At 33.9% G+C, this 16,972-nt stretch carries 16 protein-coding genes; 5 read left to right on the top strand and 11 right to left on the bottom strand.

Annotation, left to right across the window (positions count from 1 at the left end):
• Window positions 1-25: 25 nt before the first annotated feature.
• From EXE10_RS05700 to rfbB, 11 genes are read right to left on the bottom strand one after another with little or no spacing between them, the layout of a single operon-like run.
• A complete protein-coding gene (locus tag EXE10_RS05700) occupies window positions 26-646 on the bottom strand; it encodes a sugar transferase (RefSeq protein WP_130112664.1) in 621 nt (206 codons plus the stop codon).
• Entirely contained in the window at window positions 647-1,789 is a 1,143-nt protein-coding gene (locus tag EXE10_RS05695; protein ID WP_130112663.1) for a glycosyltransferase family 4 protein, read from the bottom strand.
• On the bottom strand, window positions 1,776-2,852 hold the full coding sequence (locus EXE10_RS05690; RefSeq protein ID WP_130112662.1) for a glycosyltransferase: 1,077 nt from the start codon (window positions 2,850-2,852) through the stop codon (window positions 1,776-1,778). Before EXE10_RS05690 ends, EXE10_RS05695 begins: the two co-directional genes overlap by 14 nt.
• Window positions 2,849-4,027 (bottom strand): oligosaccharide repeat unit polymerase, encoded by a 1,179-nt coding sequence (wzy, locus tag EXE10_RS05685; protein ID WP_130112661.1) that lies wholly within the window; start codon window positions 4,025-4,027, stop codon window positions 2,849-2,851. Before wzy ends, EXE10_RS05690 begins: the two co-directional genes overlap by 4 nt.
• 6 nt (window positions 4,028-4,033) lie before the next feature.
• Window positions 4,034-4,975 (bottom strand): glycosyltransferase family 2 protein, encoded by a 942-nt coding sequence (locus EXE10_RS05680; protein ID WP_130112660.1) that lies wholly within the window; start codon window positions 4,973-4,975, stop codon window positions 4,034-4,036.
• Entirely contained in the window at window positions 4,972-6,483 is a 1,512-nt protein-coding gene (locus EXE10_RS05675) for an oligosaccharide flippase family protein (protein ID WP_130112659.1), read from the bottom strand. The genes EXE10_RS05680 and EXE10_RS05675 overlap by 4 nt, the downstream gene beginning before the upstream one ends.
• A 4-nt stretch (window positions 6,484-6,487) precedes the next feature.
• The gene (locus EXE10_RS05670) at window positions 6,488-6,919 is read right to left on the bottom strand and encodes a GNAT family N-acetyltransferase (RefSeq protein ID WP_165382987.1); all 432 of its coding nucleotides are present in this window, start codon (window positions 6,917-6,919) and stop codon (window positions 6,488-6,490) included.
• The gene (locus EXE10_RS05665; RefSeq protein WP_130112657.1) at window positions 6,900-8,099 is read right to left on the bottom strand and encodes an ATP-grasp domain-containing protein; all 1,200 of its coding nucleotides are present in this window, start codon (window positions 8,097-8,099) and stop codon (window positions 6,900-6,902) included. Before EXE10_RS05665 ends, EXE10_RS05670 begins: the two co-directional genes overlap by 20 nt.
• Window positions 8,099-9,202 (bottom strand): DegT/DnrJ/EryC1/StrS family aminotransferase, encoded by a 1,104-nt coding sequence (locus EXE10_RS05660; protein ID WP_171478489.1) that lies wholly within the window; start codon window positions 9,200-9,202, stop codon window positions 8,099-8,101. The genes EXE10_RS05665 and EXE10_RS05660 overlap by 1 nt, the downstream gene beginning before the upstream one ends.
• Window positions 9,202-10,083, bottom strand: a complete 882-nt coding sequence (gene rfbA / locus EXE10_RS05655; protein ID WP_130112655.1) for a glucose-1-phosphate thymidylyltransferase RfbA — start codon at window positions 10,081-10,083, stop codon at window positions 9,202-9,204. The genes EXE10_RS05660 and rfbA overlap by 1 nt, the downstream gene beginning before the upstream one ends.
• Window positions 10,083-11,141, bottom strand: a complete 1,059-nt coding sequence (gene rfbB, locus EXE10_RS05650) for a dTDP-glucose 4,6-dehydratase (protein WP_130112654.1) — start codon at window positions 11,139-11,141, stop codon at window positions 10,083-10,085. The genes rfbA and rfbB overlap by 1 nt, the downstream gene beginning before the upstream one ends.
• Before the next feature lie 398 nt (window positions 11,142-11,539).
• Between rfbB and EXE10_RS05645 the strand changes: the two genes are divergently transcribed.
• From EXE10_RS05645 to EXE10_RS05625, 5 genes are all read left to right on the top strand, one after another.
• On the top strand, window positions 11,540-12,610 hold the full coding sequence (locus tag EXE10_RS05645) for a polysaccharide biosynthesis/export family protein (RefSeq protein WP_228256783.1): 1,071 nt from the start codon (window positions 11,540-11,542) through the stop codon (window positions 12,608-12,610).
• A gap of 2 nt (window positions 12,611-12,612) precedes the next feature.
• The gene (locus EXE10_RS05640) at window positions 12,613-13,041 is read left to right on the top strand and encodes a low molecular weight protein-tyrosine-phosphatase (protein ID WP_130112652.1); all 429 of its coding nucleotides are present in this window, start codon (window positions 12,613-12,615) and stop codon (window positions 13,039-13,041) included.
• 21 nt (window positions 13,042-13,062) lie between these two features.
• On the top strand, window positions 13,063-15,258 hold the full coding sequence (locus tag EXE10_RS05635) for a polysaccharide biosynthesis tyrosine autokinase (protein ID WP_130112651.1): 2,196 nt from the start codon (window positions 13,063-13,065) through the stop codon (window positions 15,256-15,258).
• A gap of 188 nt (window positions 15,259-15,446) precedes the next feature.
• The gene (locus EXE10_RS05630) at window positions 15,447-16,154 is read left to right on the top strand and encodes an FKBP-type peptidyl-prolyl cis-trans isomerase (protein WP_068975560.1); all 708 of its coding nucleotides are present in this window, start codon (window positions 15,447-15,449) and stop codon (window positions 16,152-16,154) included.
• 43 nt (window positions 16,155-16,197) lie between these two features.
• Window positions 16,198-16,887, top strand: coding sequence for an FKBP-type peptidyl-prolyl cis-trans isomerase (locus EXE10_RS05625; RefSeq protein ID WP_130112650.1), 690 nt, complete (start codon window positions 16,198-16,200; stop codon window positions 16,885-16,887).
• Window positions 16,888-16,972 lie beyond the last annotated feature (85 nt).

The raw sequence follows: 16,972 nt of genomic DNA, 5'->3' as shown, positions 1-16,972 counted from the left end.
TGTAAACTTCATTACTCATTTATGTTTATGACTTAACTTCATCATTTTTAGTTTGGGGTTCATTACCCTTGAACAAGGAAGGTCCAACATGACCTGGGGCATTGATCCCATCTCTATTTGTCATAACTGATACTGTTTTAAACATAATTTTAAAGTCGACTAAGACATTATGATTATCTACATACCACACATCACATTTAAAACGGTCTTCATAGTCTAATTCATTACGCCCACTAATTTGTGCTAACCCTGTCATACCTGGACGAACCTCTAAACGACGTGCTTGCTCAGGAGAATAGAGTTCAACAAATTCTTTTAACATTGGTCGAGGACCGACAACACTCATATCACCTTTCAGTACATTAAGCAGTTGAGGCATTTCATCAAGACTTGTTGAACGTAACTTTTGTCCAAATGGGGTTATTCGCTGTTCGTCTGGTAAAGGATTACCTTGTACATCATTCACATCTTTCATTGAACGAAACTTCATCATTCTGAAAAGTTTGCCATCTTTTCCTGGACGCTCTTGATAAAAGAAAATGGGTGAGCCCAAATTTTTTCGAACCTTATATGCAACCAAACAAAAAATTGGCGACAACAATAAAAGTGCTATTGAAGCAATAACTATATCAACTAATCTTTTCATTTAGTTTTTTAAACCCATGATTTCAATCAATTTTGAATTTACTTTATCAGCATCAAATTTTTCTTGAGCTATTTTATAACTCTCTAATCCCATTAAATTCACTTGTTCAGGATTTTCTATAAAATAACACATTTTTTCTGCTAATGCTTCAGCATCCCATTTTGGTACCAAAAAGCCATTCAAACCATCTATAACTGTCTCACGGCAACCTGGTACATCAGTTGTAATTACAGGACGACCAATTGCCATAGCCTCTTGGGTACTTCGTGGCACACCTTCACGATATGATGGCAGAACAAACACACTTGAATCTGTTATCCATTGATTTACATTTGTAACATAGCCCGGATATTCAAATAATTGCTCTTCAAGAAGGGCATCTAATTCCACTTGCTTTAATGCGCCCATATTTTGATGATCAATTGCACCTAAAATTGTAAAATGTGCTTGAGGGTATTTGACTTTTACGAGCCTCATCGCTGTTATAAGTTCAAAAACGCCCTTTTCTTTAAGTAATCGACCAATAAACAAGAATTTGACTGGAGACATTTCTGCTTCGGAATATGGATAACCTTCCAAATTCAATCCAATTCCTCCTAAAATATGAACTTCAGCCACTTTTAGATTATGCTTTTGCATTAAATCATATTGATCATCTGGATTTAAGAAAATCATTTTATGTAAACAAGGGAAAGCCATTCTATACAGTAGCACTTGAATGTTACGGATGAGTTTCGTTTTAGCACTTTGCCCTTCAGGTTGGTTGGTAAAAGTATAACCCAACCCTTCCAACATACCGATTACTGTAGGTACTTTTGCCGCTTTCGCTGCCATGCTTCCGTAAATAACTGGCTTAGCAAAATATGAAAATACGATATCAGGTTGCAGATTTTTTAATATTTTTTTGAGTTGCAGAAAAGATTGTATATCAGCAAATGGGTTTAGCCCCCCCCGACTCAACTGATAAGTTACAGGGATTGCACCTAATACCTTTATCTTTTCTAAACACTGCTCTGTATATTCTGACGTTAAAGCATAAACTGTATGCCCTTCAGAAACTAACTGTTTGATTAAATCCGCGCGAAAGCCATAAAAACTAGAGCCTGTTGTTCCGATAAGAACAATTTTTTTATTTGCTTGCATATATACTCAACCATTGATCTATTATATGCCGAAGGTCAAAATTATCTTGTACATATTTCAAAGCATTTTTATTATTTGTTAATCGTTCTCTAGTAGATAAATTTAGTGCATATTGTAATTTCTCAGCCAATATATCAGAATTTTTTATTGGAACTAATTGACCAAACCCTCCCATAACCTCTTTCACACCACCACAGTCTGTTGCCACAACAAAAGTTTCACATGCCATAGCCTCAGCAACAACTAATCCGAATCCTTCCCATGCTGAAGATAATACAAATACATCTGCAATTGACATTAGATCAGGAATATCATCTCTTCGCCCTAACAGGATTACATCATCAATAAGATCAAACTCAACAATAGATTTCTCAATTAAAGTTCTTAATTCGCCATCCCCCGCAATAATTAACTTAAACTTTAATTGGTCTGTTTCTTTTAATTTACGTATCGCTATTAGTAAATTTGGATAGTCTTTTTGAAGATTGAATCGTCCTACTGCTAGTATCAATTTCTCCCCATTTTGAGTAAAATTATTTTTATTTAAATTATTATTATTATAAAATTTATCTAGATTAATTCCATTATAAATAGTTATCGCACTTTTTGTAAATGCCTTTAACTTAATGAATTTTTCTGTTGCCTCTCTACTTACGTTTGTATTGAAATCAGATAAATAATTTGTATAGCGGTAAAATAACATTCGTAACCTTCCACCTTCATTCGAATTATGCGCCGTACAAATAAGTTTAGGTACTGAATAAAATTTACGAGCGAGTCTTGCAAAAAGATTGGCATGTACCATATGTGAATGCACAACGTCTGGCGCAAACTCTAAAATTATTTTTTTATAGTTGAGGTATGCTATCTTTGTATCTTTCAACGATTCTAAGCCCAAATAAATAAGTTCTATAGATTTATTTTCAGGCTGCACTACTACCTCTCCCTTTAAATAGGCAATTTTTACACTATGTCCTCTTAACGACATTTGGTCAGCTAAATCAGCAACAACCTTTTCAGCACCACCACCACCTAGACCAGTAATTAAATAAAGAATTTTCATACTTTTAGTTTACTCAAACACACAATAATCATTGCATAAGTACAGAAAGTTAGATAAGCAAAAAACCATCCATGAAATAAATAAAATATAGCAAAAACACTTAACATTAAAAATATTTGTCTATTTGCATATTTAGCAACAAACATAAAGGGAATAAATATTACCAACAAAAGATATAAAATATAAAATATAACTTTATATCCTAAAATGAAAAACCAACTAGCCATTCCAACATTTGTAGTCCAACTTTGGGCCAGTGATACTTTAAATAAGTACATCGTTGTAAATCTTGAAAAAGTAAGATACCCATCGATATGTGCAACATTCATAAATATTGACTGTATTAGCCCCTCTGCCCAATAAGGAACCATATTACTCATATGACTATATTTCATACCAAGATAATCACTATTATCAAGTATTAATGCGACATGACCGACATGTTGAAACCTATTAAAAACATAATCCATAGCTTCAAAAAAATATCTTTCATAACCATAACTATCTACATTATTTACAACATCAATAAGATCATAACCTCCTCTAATGACCCACTTCAACTCCAATAAATAAGGACAAATAATTGCAAATATAACTATTGAAACTAGAATTTTAAAAAAATTTCTACCATTTAAATAAAACCCATTACTCCTACATAAAACTGCAAACAATAAAAGTAAAGGCGCCCCCATCCAGCCCCTCGATAAGTTTGATATTAAATATATTATAGAATTTAAATAAAATAATTTCTTACTTTTAAGAGAAACTCCTAATATAAAAAAAAGAATATCAAAGGGTAGTAATATAAAAAACATATTTAATAATGGGTTTCCAGAAAAAACTTCTGAGCTCCCTGCTATATTTGCATTATAAAGAAGATTGACAACTAAATACAATATTTGACCAAAAAGCAGGAAAAAACCTATTTTATCTGAATATTCAGTAGTATTATTTGCCACATACTTATTAGAAGCAACAATATAAGCTACAACTATTAGAAAAACAGAAATTAATTGAAAAATAAAAGCATAAATAAAAGATATCTTATCTATAATTTTATGCTGGAACTCAATTTCCATTTCACCATCATAAAAACCTATAATAGCGTAAATAAAATTAATAATAAGGTAAAAAAATACCAATAAATAAAAAGGATTAATGTGAATTTTTTTCATAAAAAACTATTTCCCCTGATTTCTATATTTCAGTATTTTTCTTAGAATTTTGGGATAAACTAGCACTAATGAAAAGAAAGCTGTCAGAAAACCTAAATGATATTTAGTGGATTTTATAAAAAACTCTTTTGCTGTTTCAAAATCATTATGAATCACATAGTGATTCGTATACTGTAATAAAATATAAGCATACTTAATTTTAACTTTTTTAATTTCATTGCTAGAATACCTATGATACGGGAACTTATGATAAACATCTTGAATACGATCTGGAATTAGAGGGTTTATCAACTTTCCTTCATAAGTAACACCTACAAACTGCCTATACGCACCTAGACACTCTTCTAAAAAATAAATATCACCTTGTTTAGCTTGTTCAATATGTACCTCTATATCTAAAGCATTTACATTTAACTGGTCAAGATACTCATCAATTCTGTTTATAAACATTTTGGAGGAATGTATGAAAAATGGATTGATTAAATATATATCTAACAAACTATATTTTTTTTCCTCAAATAATGAAAAAGCTCTACTCATTTCTTTAGAGTTTCCATCTATTGCATTCATATTATGAACACAAATAGAGCAATCAGGATTCGTCTCTAAAATATCAAATTGTCTTTGAAGCTTATTTGGTAAAGCAACATCATCACCATCCAGATGTGCAATATATTTACCTTTAGCTTTTTTGTACACTTGTTTAATATTCTCAACTGCACCTATGTTATTACTATAAAATAACGGCACTATTAAATCTGGGTATTTTTCTACATAGCTTTGTACGATTGCTCGAGTACGATCAGTTGAGCAGTCTTCTCCAACTATAATTTCATATTTAAAATTTGTTACTTGATTGACTAAACTTTCAAGGCATTCTGCAATATAATGCTCTTGATTGTACGTGACTACACATACCGATACTTTAATCTCGTTTTCTATATTCATAGAAATCTCTTTAGCACTCTTGACTGGATGATACTTCTAGCTTGTTTAGAGCTAAGTAGTGAGGCCATGAGGCACACCAAACTAAAAAAACAGATTTGTAAAAATGCAATACTTCTCTGCTCTGAAAAATCTATAAAATGAATAAGCGTGTAGGATGCTATAGCAACACTACCTACACTTGGTAAGAAACACTTGAACCATTTCAAGTTAATATTAGGCTCAATAATTTTATGCACATAACTTACCCATAGAATGAGATAAAATAATTGGATCAGTAACCAAACCCAACCAGCCCCAATTGCACCATAGTTTTTAGCAGCCCAAACTATGGTAGGAATTAACAATATTGCTGTAATAATATTACCAATAAAATGTAACCTTAAATTGCCTTTGGCATACTGTAAATAGTAAGGAAAGGCACCTAAAGTTAAAATAGCATTACCTAAGGCATACAATTGTAATATTGGTGCAGCATTTTCTGACAGTGCAACATCACCTGTCCAAACATACAATACAGGTTTTGCAAGTGCAGCTAAGATAATTCCGGCTGTTACAACAATGACCGTTACAAACTCTGTAGCTCCTAAATAAACTGTTTTTAAGTCTTGATATTTTTGTTCACCCTGTAAACGCGCCATTCGAGGCATAATTGCTGAACTAATTGGTGCGCCTATTTGTAAAATTCCACCCGCTACTAAAACAGCAAGCGTAAAATAACCATACTCAGACAGAGGCAATATGCCCGATAATACAAATTTATCTAGTTGAGTCAGTAAAACCCAAACAGATGAAGTAAATGCAATGGTAAAAGCAAAACCTAATAGAGGTTTCACTGGTACCAGTGACCAACCTATTTGTTGAGAGTGATCAAGCTTTGGAAGAAGAATATAGGACTTCCAAGCCAATATTAGGAACTCAAAAATTGCAACAATCAATTGAAATATAAAAAAATTATTTACTGAGAATCCATAAAAATACATATAGAGCAATACACATGGAAACCTAAAAGTAGCAATGATAATATTACTTATACTTAACCAAACTAGCTTTTCAAATCCAGTAATAACACCACGAAAAAGCCCTGTCATCCATCTAAGTGCAACACAAATTGCCATGATCTGTAGGCAAAATAACACGTCAGACATAGCTAAATCTTCTAATTTTAACCAATGCTCTGCAATAGACTGATTATAATAAAAAAGAAAACTGGTACCTACACACGCTATTCCAGTAAAAATGATGCTAAGAGATCTAAAAAGTTGGCGAAATCCTAATGCTGTTTCTACACCAGCATTATATTGAGCTGTTTGGCGACTAATTGTTGGTGTTAAACCAAAATCAAGCAGACCAAAGAGTCCTTGTAACATTGCAAAAAAACCCACTAATCCATAGGCTTCTGCACCCATATACTTCATATATATAGGTAAAATAGCAATACTAATGATCACTATGTAAATTTGACTTATGTAATTCGCTAAGATATTAAGCTGTAGTGATTTATTTATCATGAAATTAGAGCTTGATGCACATCGTGGTATAATTTTTATCACTTGTTTCAAATACCTCAAAACCCAAAGCCTTATATAAGTTCAGCGCAGGTTCATTGTCTAATTTAACTTCAAGACTACATAAATAAAAACCTTTATTTTTTAAAAAAGTAAAAAGTTGAGAAAACATTCTTTTAGAAATTCCAAGCCCTCTATATTTATGATCAACTAGGACTAATGTAATAAATGCCTTTTTTGACTCATAATCATTACAATAGCAAGCTATAAATCCTGCCAAATTAGACTCATAATCATATTTAATAAATTCAGCGTGCTTATCTATTTTTAAAAAATATTCCCTTTGCTTTTCACCTGATAACGCTAAGAAAGTTGGATTACTTTCCAACTCTCTTATAACTAATTCAATACAATCACGATTATGATAATGTTGTAACACGAATATCTTTCTCCATATTATCAATCATATCTAACATTGTTTCCATTGTTGGATATTCTAGAATCATCATACCAAGCGTATCATTTGAACCACTATACTGTTTTACCACTTCATTTTTTGATATATAAATATTTTGGTCAACAATCATATCTTTGGCACGCTCAGAAATATTTAAACTCTCAAAATTACCATCGACTAAACTATGAACCATATAACTAGACCAAAAACCTTTAACTGGAGTTTGAATAACGTAGTTACAATCCAAACCAAGTGCCGCATCAACCGTAGCTTTGATCAAATCAATACCTGTCGCATGTCTAATCACTTCAGGAATCAAACATCCACCATTACGAGGCCCTAACTCTAAAAAGTAAAATCTTCCATCTTCAGAAAATAGAAAATCAAAATTAAGAGCACCGGTTTGAATATCTAAAAGACTCAATAAGCGCTGTGTTTCTCGATGAGCGTCTTCTAATAAGTTCTCATGGTGAGATGTTGGAAAAGTCTGGCCAATTGGTACTAAACCATTACATAGCTTATCAAAATGCTCATCAGCCCAACAACGGAAAGCTAGTTGACCGTCTACAACAAAACCATCGCCAGCGACTTGATAGCCCTGTTTTACGATTTTCTCTTCAACTACAACCTTTTTTTCACGAGAAAAACCCAAAGCATATTTAAAAGCTTCGTCTAATTGCTCTTTTGAATGAATTTCCGTTACACCTTTACTACCTGAAGAATCTACAGGTTTAATAAAAGCTGGCACACTGATTTGATCTAACCATTGTTTAGCATCACTAAGTTGGTAAAAAGATTCTGATCTTGGAACATTAAATCCATGTTCCTTTAAAAAGGCTCTAAATAAATCTTTACGAGCCAAAGTTAATACTGAGTCATACGGGTTTCCAGGCAACCCCATCTTCTCTGCAACATATGCTGCCGTAGGAGCTGCTGGATCTGATGCATAAGCGACAATACCATCAATCTCTAGTTTTTTAGCCAATCCTAAAACTGCATTTTTATCTGTTGTAGAAACATTATGATATTCATCAGCAAGCTTATGACCAGGGTTCTCAGGTAAATAATCACACGTAATCACATAATAACCCTGTGATTTTGCATATTCAATTGGTGGAACCTGTGACGGTGCAGCTCCTAAAAAAAGAATCTTTTTACTCATTATTTTGAACCATCTTTAATAACACAAACAATTTGTTGAACATCTTCATCTTTAAGAGTCGGATACATAGGTAAACAAAGTACCTTTTCTGATAATATTTGAGCATTTGGCGTATTAGATTTAAATTTTTTGTATATATCTAAATCAGTCATAATTGGATAAAAATATTTACGAGCAAAAATATTACGCTCTTTCAATTTTTCAAACAGCTGATCACGAGTTAATGGATAGGGTTGGGAGATCACTATTGGAAAATATGAATAGTTATCAGTATCAGTGATGGATCGTTGAATACATAAAACTCCTTCAACATCCTTTAACAACTCACGATAATGGCTATCGATTTTTTTGCGTGCAAATAAAGTTTGATCTATTGTTTTTAATTGGAGCAATCCTAAAGCTGCATGAACTTCACTCAACTTACCATTTAAAGAAATATCATCAATTGTAGTTTCATTCACAATACCAAAATTTCTTAAACGGTCAATTCGCTGTTTCATTTCTAGGCTATGACAAACAATCGCACCACCTTCAAAAGTATTAAATACTTTTGTAGCATGGAAACTAATCACGCTGACATCACCATAATTTAATAAGCTTTGACCTTGAAATTTCACACCAAAAGCATGTGCCGCATCATAAATTAGCTTCAAATGATGTTCATTAGCAATCTTTTGTAAGCCTTCAACATCACAAGCGATGCCATAACAATGCACAGGCATAATCGCAACTGTTTTTTCGGTAATCGCCTGCTCAACCTTTTTAGGGTCAATATTTGAGGTTACTGGGTCTATATCTACAAAAACTGGGGTTAATTTATTCCAAACTATAGAATGTGCTGTTGCAACAAAAGTATAAGGTGTTGTAATTACTTCACCTTCACTTAAGTTCAATGCTTGGAGAGCTGTAACAAGTGCAATAGTTCCATTATTAAAGAGTGAAATGTATTCCACACCCAAGTAATCACATAACTCTTGCTCAAGCTGTTGATGTAAAGGACCACAATTGGTTAGAACTTTATTTTTCCAAATTTGCTCTAAATAAGGAATAAAATCATCTAATTTTGGTAAAACTGGCTGAGTAACGTAAATTGGTTCTTTCATCAATCTTCATCCACTAAAGAAATCAAATATTGACCATAGTCATTTTTACTCATACTTTGACCAATCGCCAAAACCTGCTCTTTAGATAACCAACCATTATGCAATGCAATTTCTTCAAGACAAGCAACTTTATAGCCTTGGCGTTTTTCAATGGTTTCAACAAACTGTGCTGCTTCGAGTAAGCTTGCATGTGTGCCTGTATCCAACCAAGCAAAGCCTCGACCAAGCAATTCTACATTCAGATCACCGCGCTCTAAATACATTTGATTTACTGTAGTAATTTCTAACTCTCCACGATCAGAGGGTTTAACTTGCTTTGCAATCTGCACAACATCATTGTCGTAGAAATACAAACCTGTCACAGCAAAATTTGATTTCGGATGTTTTGGTTTTTCTTCCAATGAAACTGCACGTTTCTGCTCATCAAACTCAACCACACCAAAACGCTCAGGATCCTTGACTTGATAGCCAAATACTGTTGCACCTTTTTGACGTGCAACCGCTTGACGAAGCATTGGTGTAAATCCTTGACCATAAAAAATATTATCACCAAGCACTAAACAAACATTACTATCACCTATAAAATCTTCACCGATAATAAATGCTTGTGCTAAACCATCTGGACTCGGCTGAACAGCATAAGTTAGCTCTACACCAAACTGAGAACCATCACCCAATAGGCGTTTAAAACCATCTATATCTTCAGGCGTACTAATAATTAAAACTTCACGAATTCCAGCCAACATCAATACAGACAATGGGTAATACACCATTGGCTTATCATAAATTGGTAAAAGTTGTTTAGAAACACCTTTAGTAATTGGATACAGACGAGTTCCAGACCCACCCGCTAAAATAATACCCTTTGTTGTTTTTGACATTATGCACTTACACCCAATCTTTCACGTTGATAGCTACCATCTTGAACTCGACGGCACCACTCTAAATTATTTAAATACCACTCCACAGTTTTTTGAATACCTGTTTCAAATGTTTCTTCAGGCTTCCAACCTAAATCATTGCTAATTTTTGTTGCATCAATCGCATAACGCAAATCATGCCCTGGACGATCTGTTACAAATGTAATTAATGACTCATATGATTGTTGATTTGCTTGCGGTTTTAATTCATCCAAAATTCTACAAATTGTTTTTACAACTTCTATATTTTGTTTTTCGTTATGACCACCAATATTATAAGTTTCACCAACCACACCTTCCGTTACAACCTTATAAAGTGCACGTGCATGATCTTCCACAAACAACCAATCACGAATTTGATCACCTTTACCATAGATCGGCAAAGGCTTACCATCTAATGCATTTAAAATGACTAATGGAATCAATTTTTCAGGGAAATGATATGGACCATAATTATTTGAACAATTGGTCACTATCGTTGGCAATCCATAAGTACGTTGCCAAGCACGCACTAAATGATCTGAACTGGCTTTACTTGCTGAATAAGGTGAACTTGGTGCATACGAAGTCGTTTCAGTAAACAAATCTGTTGTACCCTCTAAATCCCCATACACTTCATCCGTAGAAATATGATGAAATTTAAACTTCGTTTTAGCTTGTTCATCGAGTTGCACCCAATATTTCCGCGCAACTTCTAAAAGTGTATATGTTCCTACAATATTGGTTGCAATAAATTCAGCTGGACCATCGATAGAACGGTCTACATGCGATTCAGCAGCTAAATGCATCACTAAATCAGGCTTAAATTCATTAAAAGCTATAGTCAATTCATTAGCATTACAAATATCGATTTGCTTAAATTGATATTTTTCATTTTGTTCAACGTCTATTAAAGACTCTAAATTACCAGCATAGGTTAACTTATCAATATTTAATACTTCATCTTGAGTATTTTTTATAATATATCTTACAACTGCTGATCCAATAAATCCGGCACCACCAGTAACCAAAACTTTCATATTGTTTCCTAATGAATCATTTTAAAAATTTTAAAGCTGTTCTAATTCAACAATATCTTTTTTACAAGACTCATTTGAAATTGAACTTTCAAAACCTGAATTTAATAAATATTATACTCAGTATAGTAAGCAATTCCTATCATAAACCAAGTCAATAAAATACAAATACTTAATCTTGGTAACATTCTGTATATTGGCTTAACAAACTTTTTTGCTCATATAAAATATTACAAGTCTAAACAAGATGTTTTATGTTTTACTACATTAGTATCAGCCTTGAAGATACCCTTCTTCACTTTTTTAGCTTACAATTCACTTTCAAAATTGGATTCAAAGCAACAACGCAATATAAAATAAGGGTATTAAATGTGAAGCATTCGCGCATATCACTTTTTACAATGTTAGCAATTTCGGTCTCATTCTCTGGTTGCGCTATTACATCTGGACTTCAAACTTATGATTTACCAGATCAAGGTCAATATAAAACTGACCAAGGTGCTGAACTTTCTGTTGTTCAATTGAATCAAAACAATATCCCTAATATCAGTACAATCAATCAAAAAAATTTTGGTCAAGTTGCATCACTTTTTCATAACCAGCAGAGTATTTATCGTTTAAGTGCTGGTGACGTACTCTCGATTCAACTTTGGGCTTATCCTGAGATTACCCCTCCGATTCAAGATGCAACTAATGTTAAAGCTGTTGGTTATCCAATTGATCCGAATGGCAATGTCCAGCTACCTCTTATTGGTTCTGTACGAATCGCAGGTAAAACCCTAGCTGAAACAAATCGTTTTTTGCATAATCAATTTGCAAAATATTTAAAGCACCCTGATGTTGTTGTTCGTGTACTGTCTTATGAAGGACGCCGTTATTTTGTCAATGGTCAAGTCATGCGCAGTGGACAATATACACTCAATGATCAACCTATTAGTATCTACACAGCTTTAGGGCAAGCTGGGGGTATCGATACTAAAACTGGGGACAACACTAATATTCAATTGATTCGAAATGGTCAAACCTTTAACTTAAATACTATACAACTCGAAAAGCAAGGGTTATCTTTACATAACTTGTTGATTCAACCGAATGACACTATTTATGTCAACACCAAGCAAGATCAAAAGCTATATGTGATGGGTGAATCTAGTCGTAGTCAGGCATTAGCCTTACGCGATCAAGGTATGACACTTAGTGATGTCTTGGGTGAGAGTGAAGGGATTAACCCTTATTCTGCAAGTGCTGCGCGTATCTATGTGATGCGCACTGACTTAAACACTAAACAATCTACCATTTATCATTTAAATTTAAGTAGTATTGGAAACCTAGCTTTAGCCAATCAATTTGCAATGCAAAAAAATGATATTGTCTATATAGATGCAACTGGTTTAAGCCGTTGGCAACGTATTATGAATCAGATCATTCCATTCTCTAGTGCCCTATATTCCTTTGATCAATTAGGGAAGTAATTATGCAGATTCAAAATATACTGGTGGTATGTGTAGGGAATATTTGTCGTAGCCCAATGGCAGAGTATTTTCTTAAACATAATCATCCAAATCTAAATATTGAATCTGCAGGACTTTCTGCAATGGTTAATCATCCTGCCGATGATAAAGCCATTGCCTGTATGGATCGCCTCAGCATAGATATGCGTACTCATACTGCACGTCAAATTAATGCAGAAATCATCAAAAAGGCTGATCTCATTCTGGTGATGAGTAAAAATCAATCTCAACATATTGAGCAAAAATGGCCATTCGCCAAAGGTAAAGTCTTCCGCCTAGGACATTGGCAAGGTCAAAATGTGCCCGACCCTTATAAACATGATCAAGCTTTTTTTGATGAAACATGTAAAAATATCCAAGCTTATGCCAAAGACTGGCAATCACACCTCTAAATTTTAATTAGTTGTTAACTTATGAACCAAAATTCAAATACGAATGATGACACAATTGATTTAAAAGAGTTATTTTTCTCTTTAATTGCGCAATGGAAAGTGATTGCTCTTTGTGTCATTTTAAGTTTGATCTGCGCCTTACTTTATCTGCGAGTCACAACGCCTGTTTATTCTACTGATGCCCTAGTTCAAGTAGAAGATGGTAAAAGTGCTGCTTCAGCAGCATTGATGGGTCAATTGAAAGATGTTGCTGGAGGATTAGGTGCCAAATCCCCTGCAGATGCAGAAATTGAAATCCTAAATTCTAGACTTGTACTCGGTAAAGTTATTCAAGATTTGAATCTAGACATTCAAATTAAAGATACTGATGATACCTTTTTTCATAAATTAATTTCAAAGGACAAAACACAGTTAAGCTATAGTGCTAAAGCAGTTCATTATCAAAATAACCAAGCCAACTTATCTATCCTCAAATTTGAAGTTCCTCAATATTATTTAGATAAAGAATTAGTCATTCAATTTATTAATCAAAATAAATTTAATCTCAGCTATAAAGAACAAACAATTTTTAAAGGTACCCTCAATCAACTCAATAAATCACAAGACAGTAAAGGAATTTGGAATATACAAATTAATAGCAGTCACCCTTTTAAACAAGATATAACTGTGACTAAACTTTCACTTCCATCAGCAGTGAAAGTTTTACAAACAAGTTACGCTGTTGCTGAAAAGGGTAAAATGACTGGCGTCATTGGTTTAAGCCTTACTGGAAATAATCAAGAACATATTACTCAAGTACTGAATCATATTTTAAGTACTTATCATGAACAAAATATTGAACGTAAAACCTTAGAATCAAAGCAAACTCTTGGTTTCTTAGATCAACAACTCCCTGAACTCAAAAAACAGCTTGAAGAATCAGAGATCAAATTTAATAAATTCCGTGAACAATATAATACTGTCGATGTCACTCAAGAATCTGAGTTGATGTTAAAGCAAAATGTTGAATTGGAAAAAATGCGAATTGAATTGAAGCAAAAACAAGCTGAATACTCTGCAAAATATACTCCAGATCACCCTTTGATGACTGAAATCAATGCACAGCTTGCAGCAATTAGCAAGAAATCTACTGAACTTGGACAAGCGATTAAACGTTTACCTGAAACTCAACGTTTATACCTACAACTCTACCGCGATGTTAAAGTCAATACTGAGCTTTATACTGAGTTACTCAATAGTTACCAACAATTAAAGATTGTCAAAGCAGGTGAAATCGGGAATGTTCGCGTTATTGATACTGCCATAGAGCCTGTTAAACCAATTAAGCCACGTAAATTGATCGTTTTAATTCTTTCAATTTTTGTCGGCGGCTTTATTGGTGTTCTTATTGCGCTACTCCGCAACATGCTTTCGTCTGGAATCAAAGATTCATCTCGTATTGAAAATGAATTGGATCTTCCTGTATATGCAACAGTGCCGCGCTCTCCGATTCAAGAAAGCCGTGTTCAGTTACTGAAAAAGAAAAAATCGATTCCTATTTTGGCTGTTAAAAATAGCGAAGATGTTGCAATTGAAAGCCTACGTAGCATCCGAACCACGATTCATTTTGCTTTAAACAAAGCTAAAAATAATATTATTGCAGTTTCTGGTCCTTCACCTGAAATTGGTAAATCATTTATCTCAACCAACCTTGCGGCAATTTTTGCACAAGGTGATAAAAAAGTACTCTTAATTGATGCAGATATTCGTCGTGGTTATTTACATAAATATTTTGATCGTGAAACCTCACCAGGCTTAACCGAGTATTTAACCAATCAAAGTTCAATTGAACAATGTATTGTACAGTCTGAAACAGTCAAAAACCTTGACTTCTTGGCTCGAGGCAAGAATCAAGGCAATGCTTCTGAAATGTTAAGTTCAAGCCGTTTTAGCGAACTTCTAGCGCTATTATCACAGCAATATGACCATATCATTATTGATACACCACCTGTACTTGCAGTAACTGATGGCATCATTATTTCTCAGTTTGTTGGGGTAAATCTTGTAGTTGCACGATATGCGAAAACCCAGATGAAAGAGCTTGAATTAACCATCAATCGCTTTGAACAGGCAGGTACTAAAGTGAATGGCATAATCTTAAATGATGTCCAAGCTTCACTAGGTGGAAATTATGGTTATAACTATGCATATGCTTATGGTTCTTCTAAAGAAGATTAACTCCCAATAAATATTCACATTAAGAGAAGCCAGATTTAGATCTGGCTTTTTATTACTATTCGAATCTGTATATTTTTAGTTGTCATGATCAGATTACTATATCGTTTATGATGAAGACGTTATATGCTTATTCAGTCTATGCTAATGATCAAATTAGCCTCTTAAAAGATTAATATTTGGATATTTTCATGAGTAAAGCCTTACCCATCGCAGTTGCTGTTATTTTAGGTGGTGCTGCACTTGTACCTGTTTATTATGCAACTCAACACCCTGCTGATGTAAACAGTAGTTCAATGTCAAAAAACGCAAAACCTGTTGAAAAAATTAGCTATGCACTTGGTTATGAAGTTGCAAGCCAAACACCACCGGAAGTCGATGTAAACACATTTATTCATGGTATTCGTGATGGTCATGCAAAAAAAGAACGTATATACACAGATGAAGAACTTCAAGCCGCTTATGTAGAATTCCAAAAAGAAATGCAAGCGAAACAATTAGAGAAAACCAAACAAACCAATTCAGCCAATGATTCATTCCTCACAGAGAATGCAAAAAAAGCAGGCGTGATCACGACAGCTTCAGGTCTACAATATAAAGTCACCAAAGAAGGTACAGGCAAACAGCCAACTGCTTCATCTATGGTGACTGTACATTACAAAGGGCAACTTTTAGATGGCAAAGTATTTGACAGCTCATATGATCGTGGACAGCCTGTTGAATTTCCACTCAATCAAGTGATTCCTGGTTGGACGGAAGGTCTGCAACTGATGAAAGAAGGCAGTAAAGCAACCTTCTATATTCCTGCAAAATTAGCTTATGGTGAACAAGGTGTACCAGGCACGATTCCGCCAAATAGCACTTTAATTTTCGACGTTGAATTACTTCAAGTTAAATAATTAAAGAAAGGAGAGCATCGCTCTCCTTTTTTGGATATTCATTATGAAAAAAACACTGATTACACTCGGTTTATGTACACTTTGCACAACTGTTTTTTCAGCACCTATCAATAATAAAAGTTCCCAACAAGATCAATTGGGTTATAGTTATGGCTATGTCATGGGACGTAGCAATGCTGAAACATTAAAGCAAATCAATCTCAATGCATTTATTCAAGGGATTAAAGAAGGCTCTTCTGGCCAAAAAGCGACTTTAACTGATGAAGAAATGGCAAAAGCTTTAGCGCAATACAAGCAACAAAGTGAAGCCAAACAAATGCTTGAGTTTAAAAAAATTGCTGGTGAAAATGCCAAACAAGGCGAAGCCTTCTTGGTAAATAATGCGAAACAAACTGGTGTAATAACACGTCCAAGTGGCTTGCAATACAGTATTCTCCAGCAAGGCACAGGACAATCGCCTACAGCCAAATCAAAAGTTTCTGTCAATTATGAAGGGCGTTTACTCGATGGCACTGTATTTGATAGCTCTTTCGCACGTAATGAAGCTGTTGAATTCCAAGTCAGTCAAGTAATCCAAGGTTGGACAGAAGGTCTACAACTCATGAAAGAAGGTGCGAAATACCGCTTCTTTATTCCTGCAAAATTGGCGTATGGTGAAATCGGTGCTGGGGATAGCATTGGTCCAAACAGTACTTTAATTTTTGATGTTGAACTGTTAAAAGTTTTACCATAAATTTATGATTTAAATTGGTAATCTAAACCATTCTCAAATAAAAAAACATCGCACAAAGGCGATGTTTTTTACTTTTTAGACTTTC

Origin of the sequence: Acinetobacter sp. WCHAc060033, from assembly GCF_004209125.1 — a bacterium.
Lineage (GTDB): Bacteria > Pseudomonadota > Gammaproteobacteria > Pseudomonadales > Moraxellaceae > Acinetobacter > Acinetobacter wuhouensis.
This window is presented reverse-complemented; position numbering and strand designations above follow the sequence as displayed.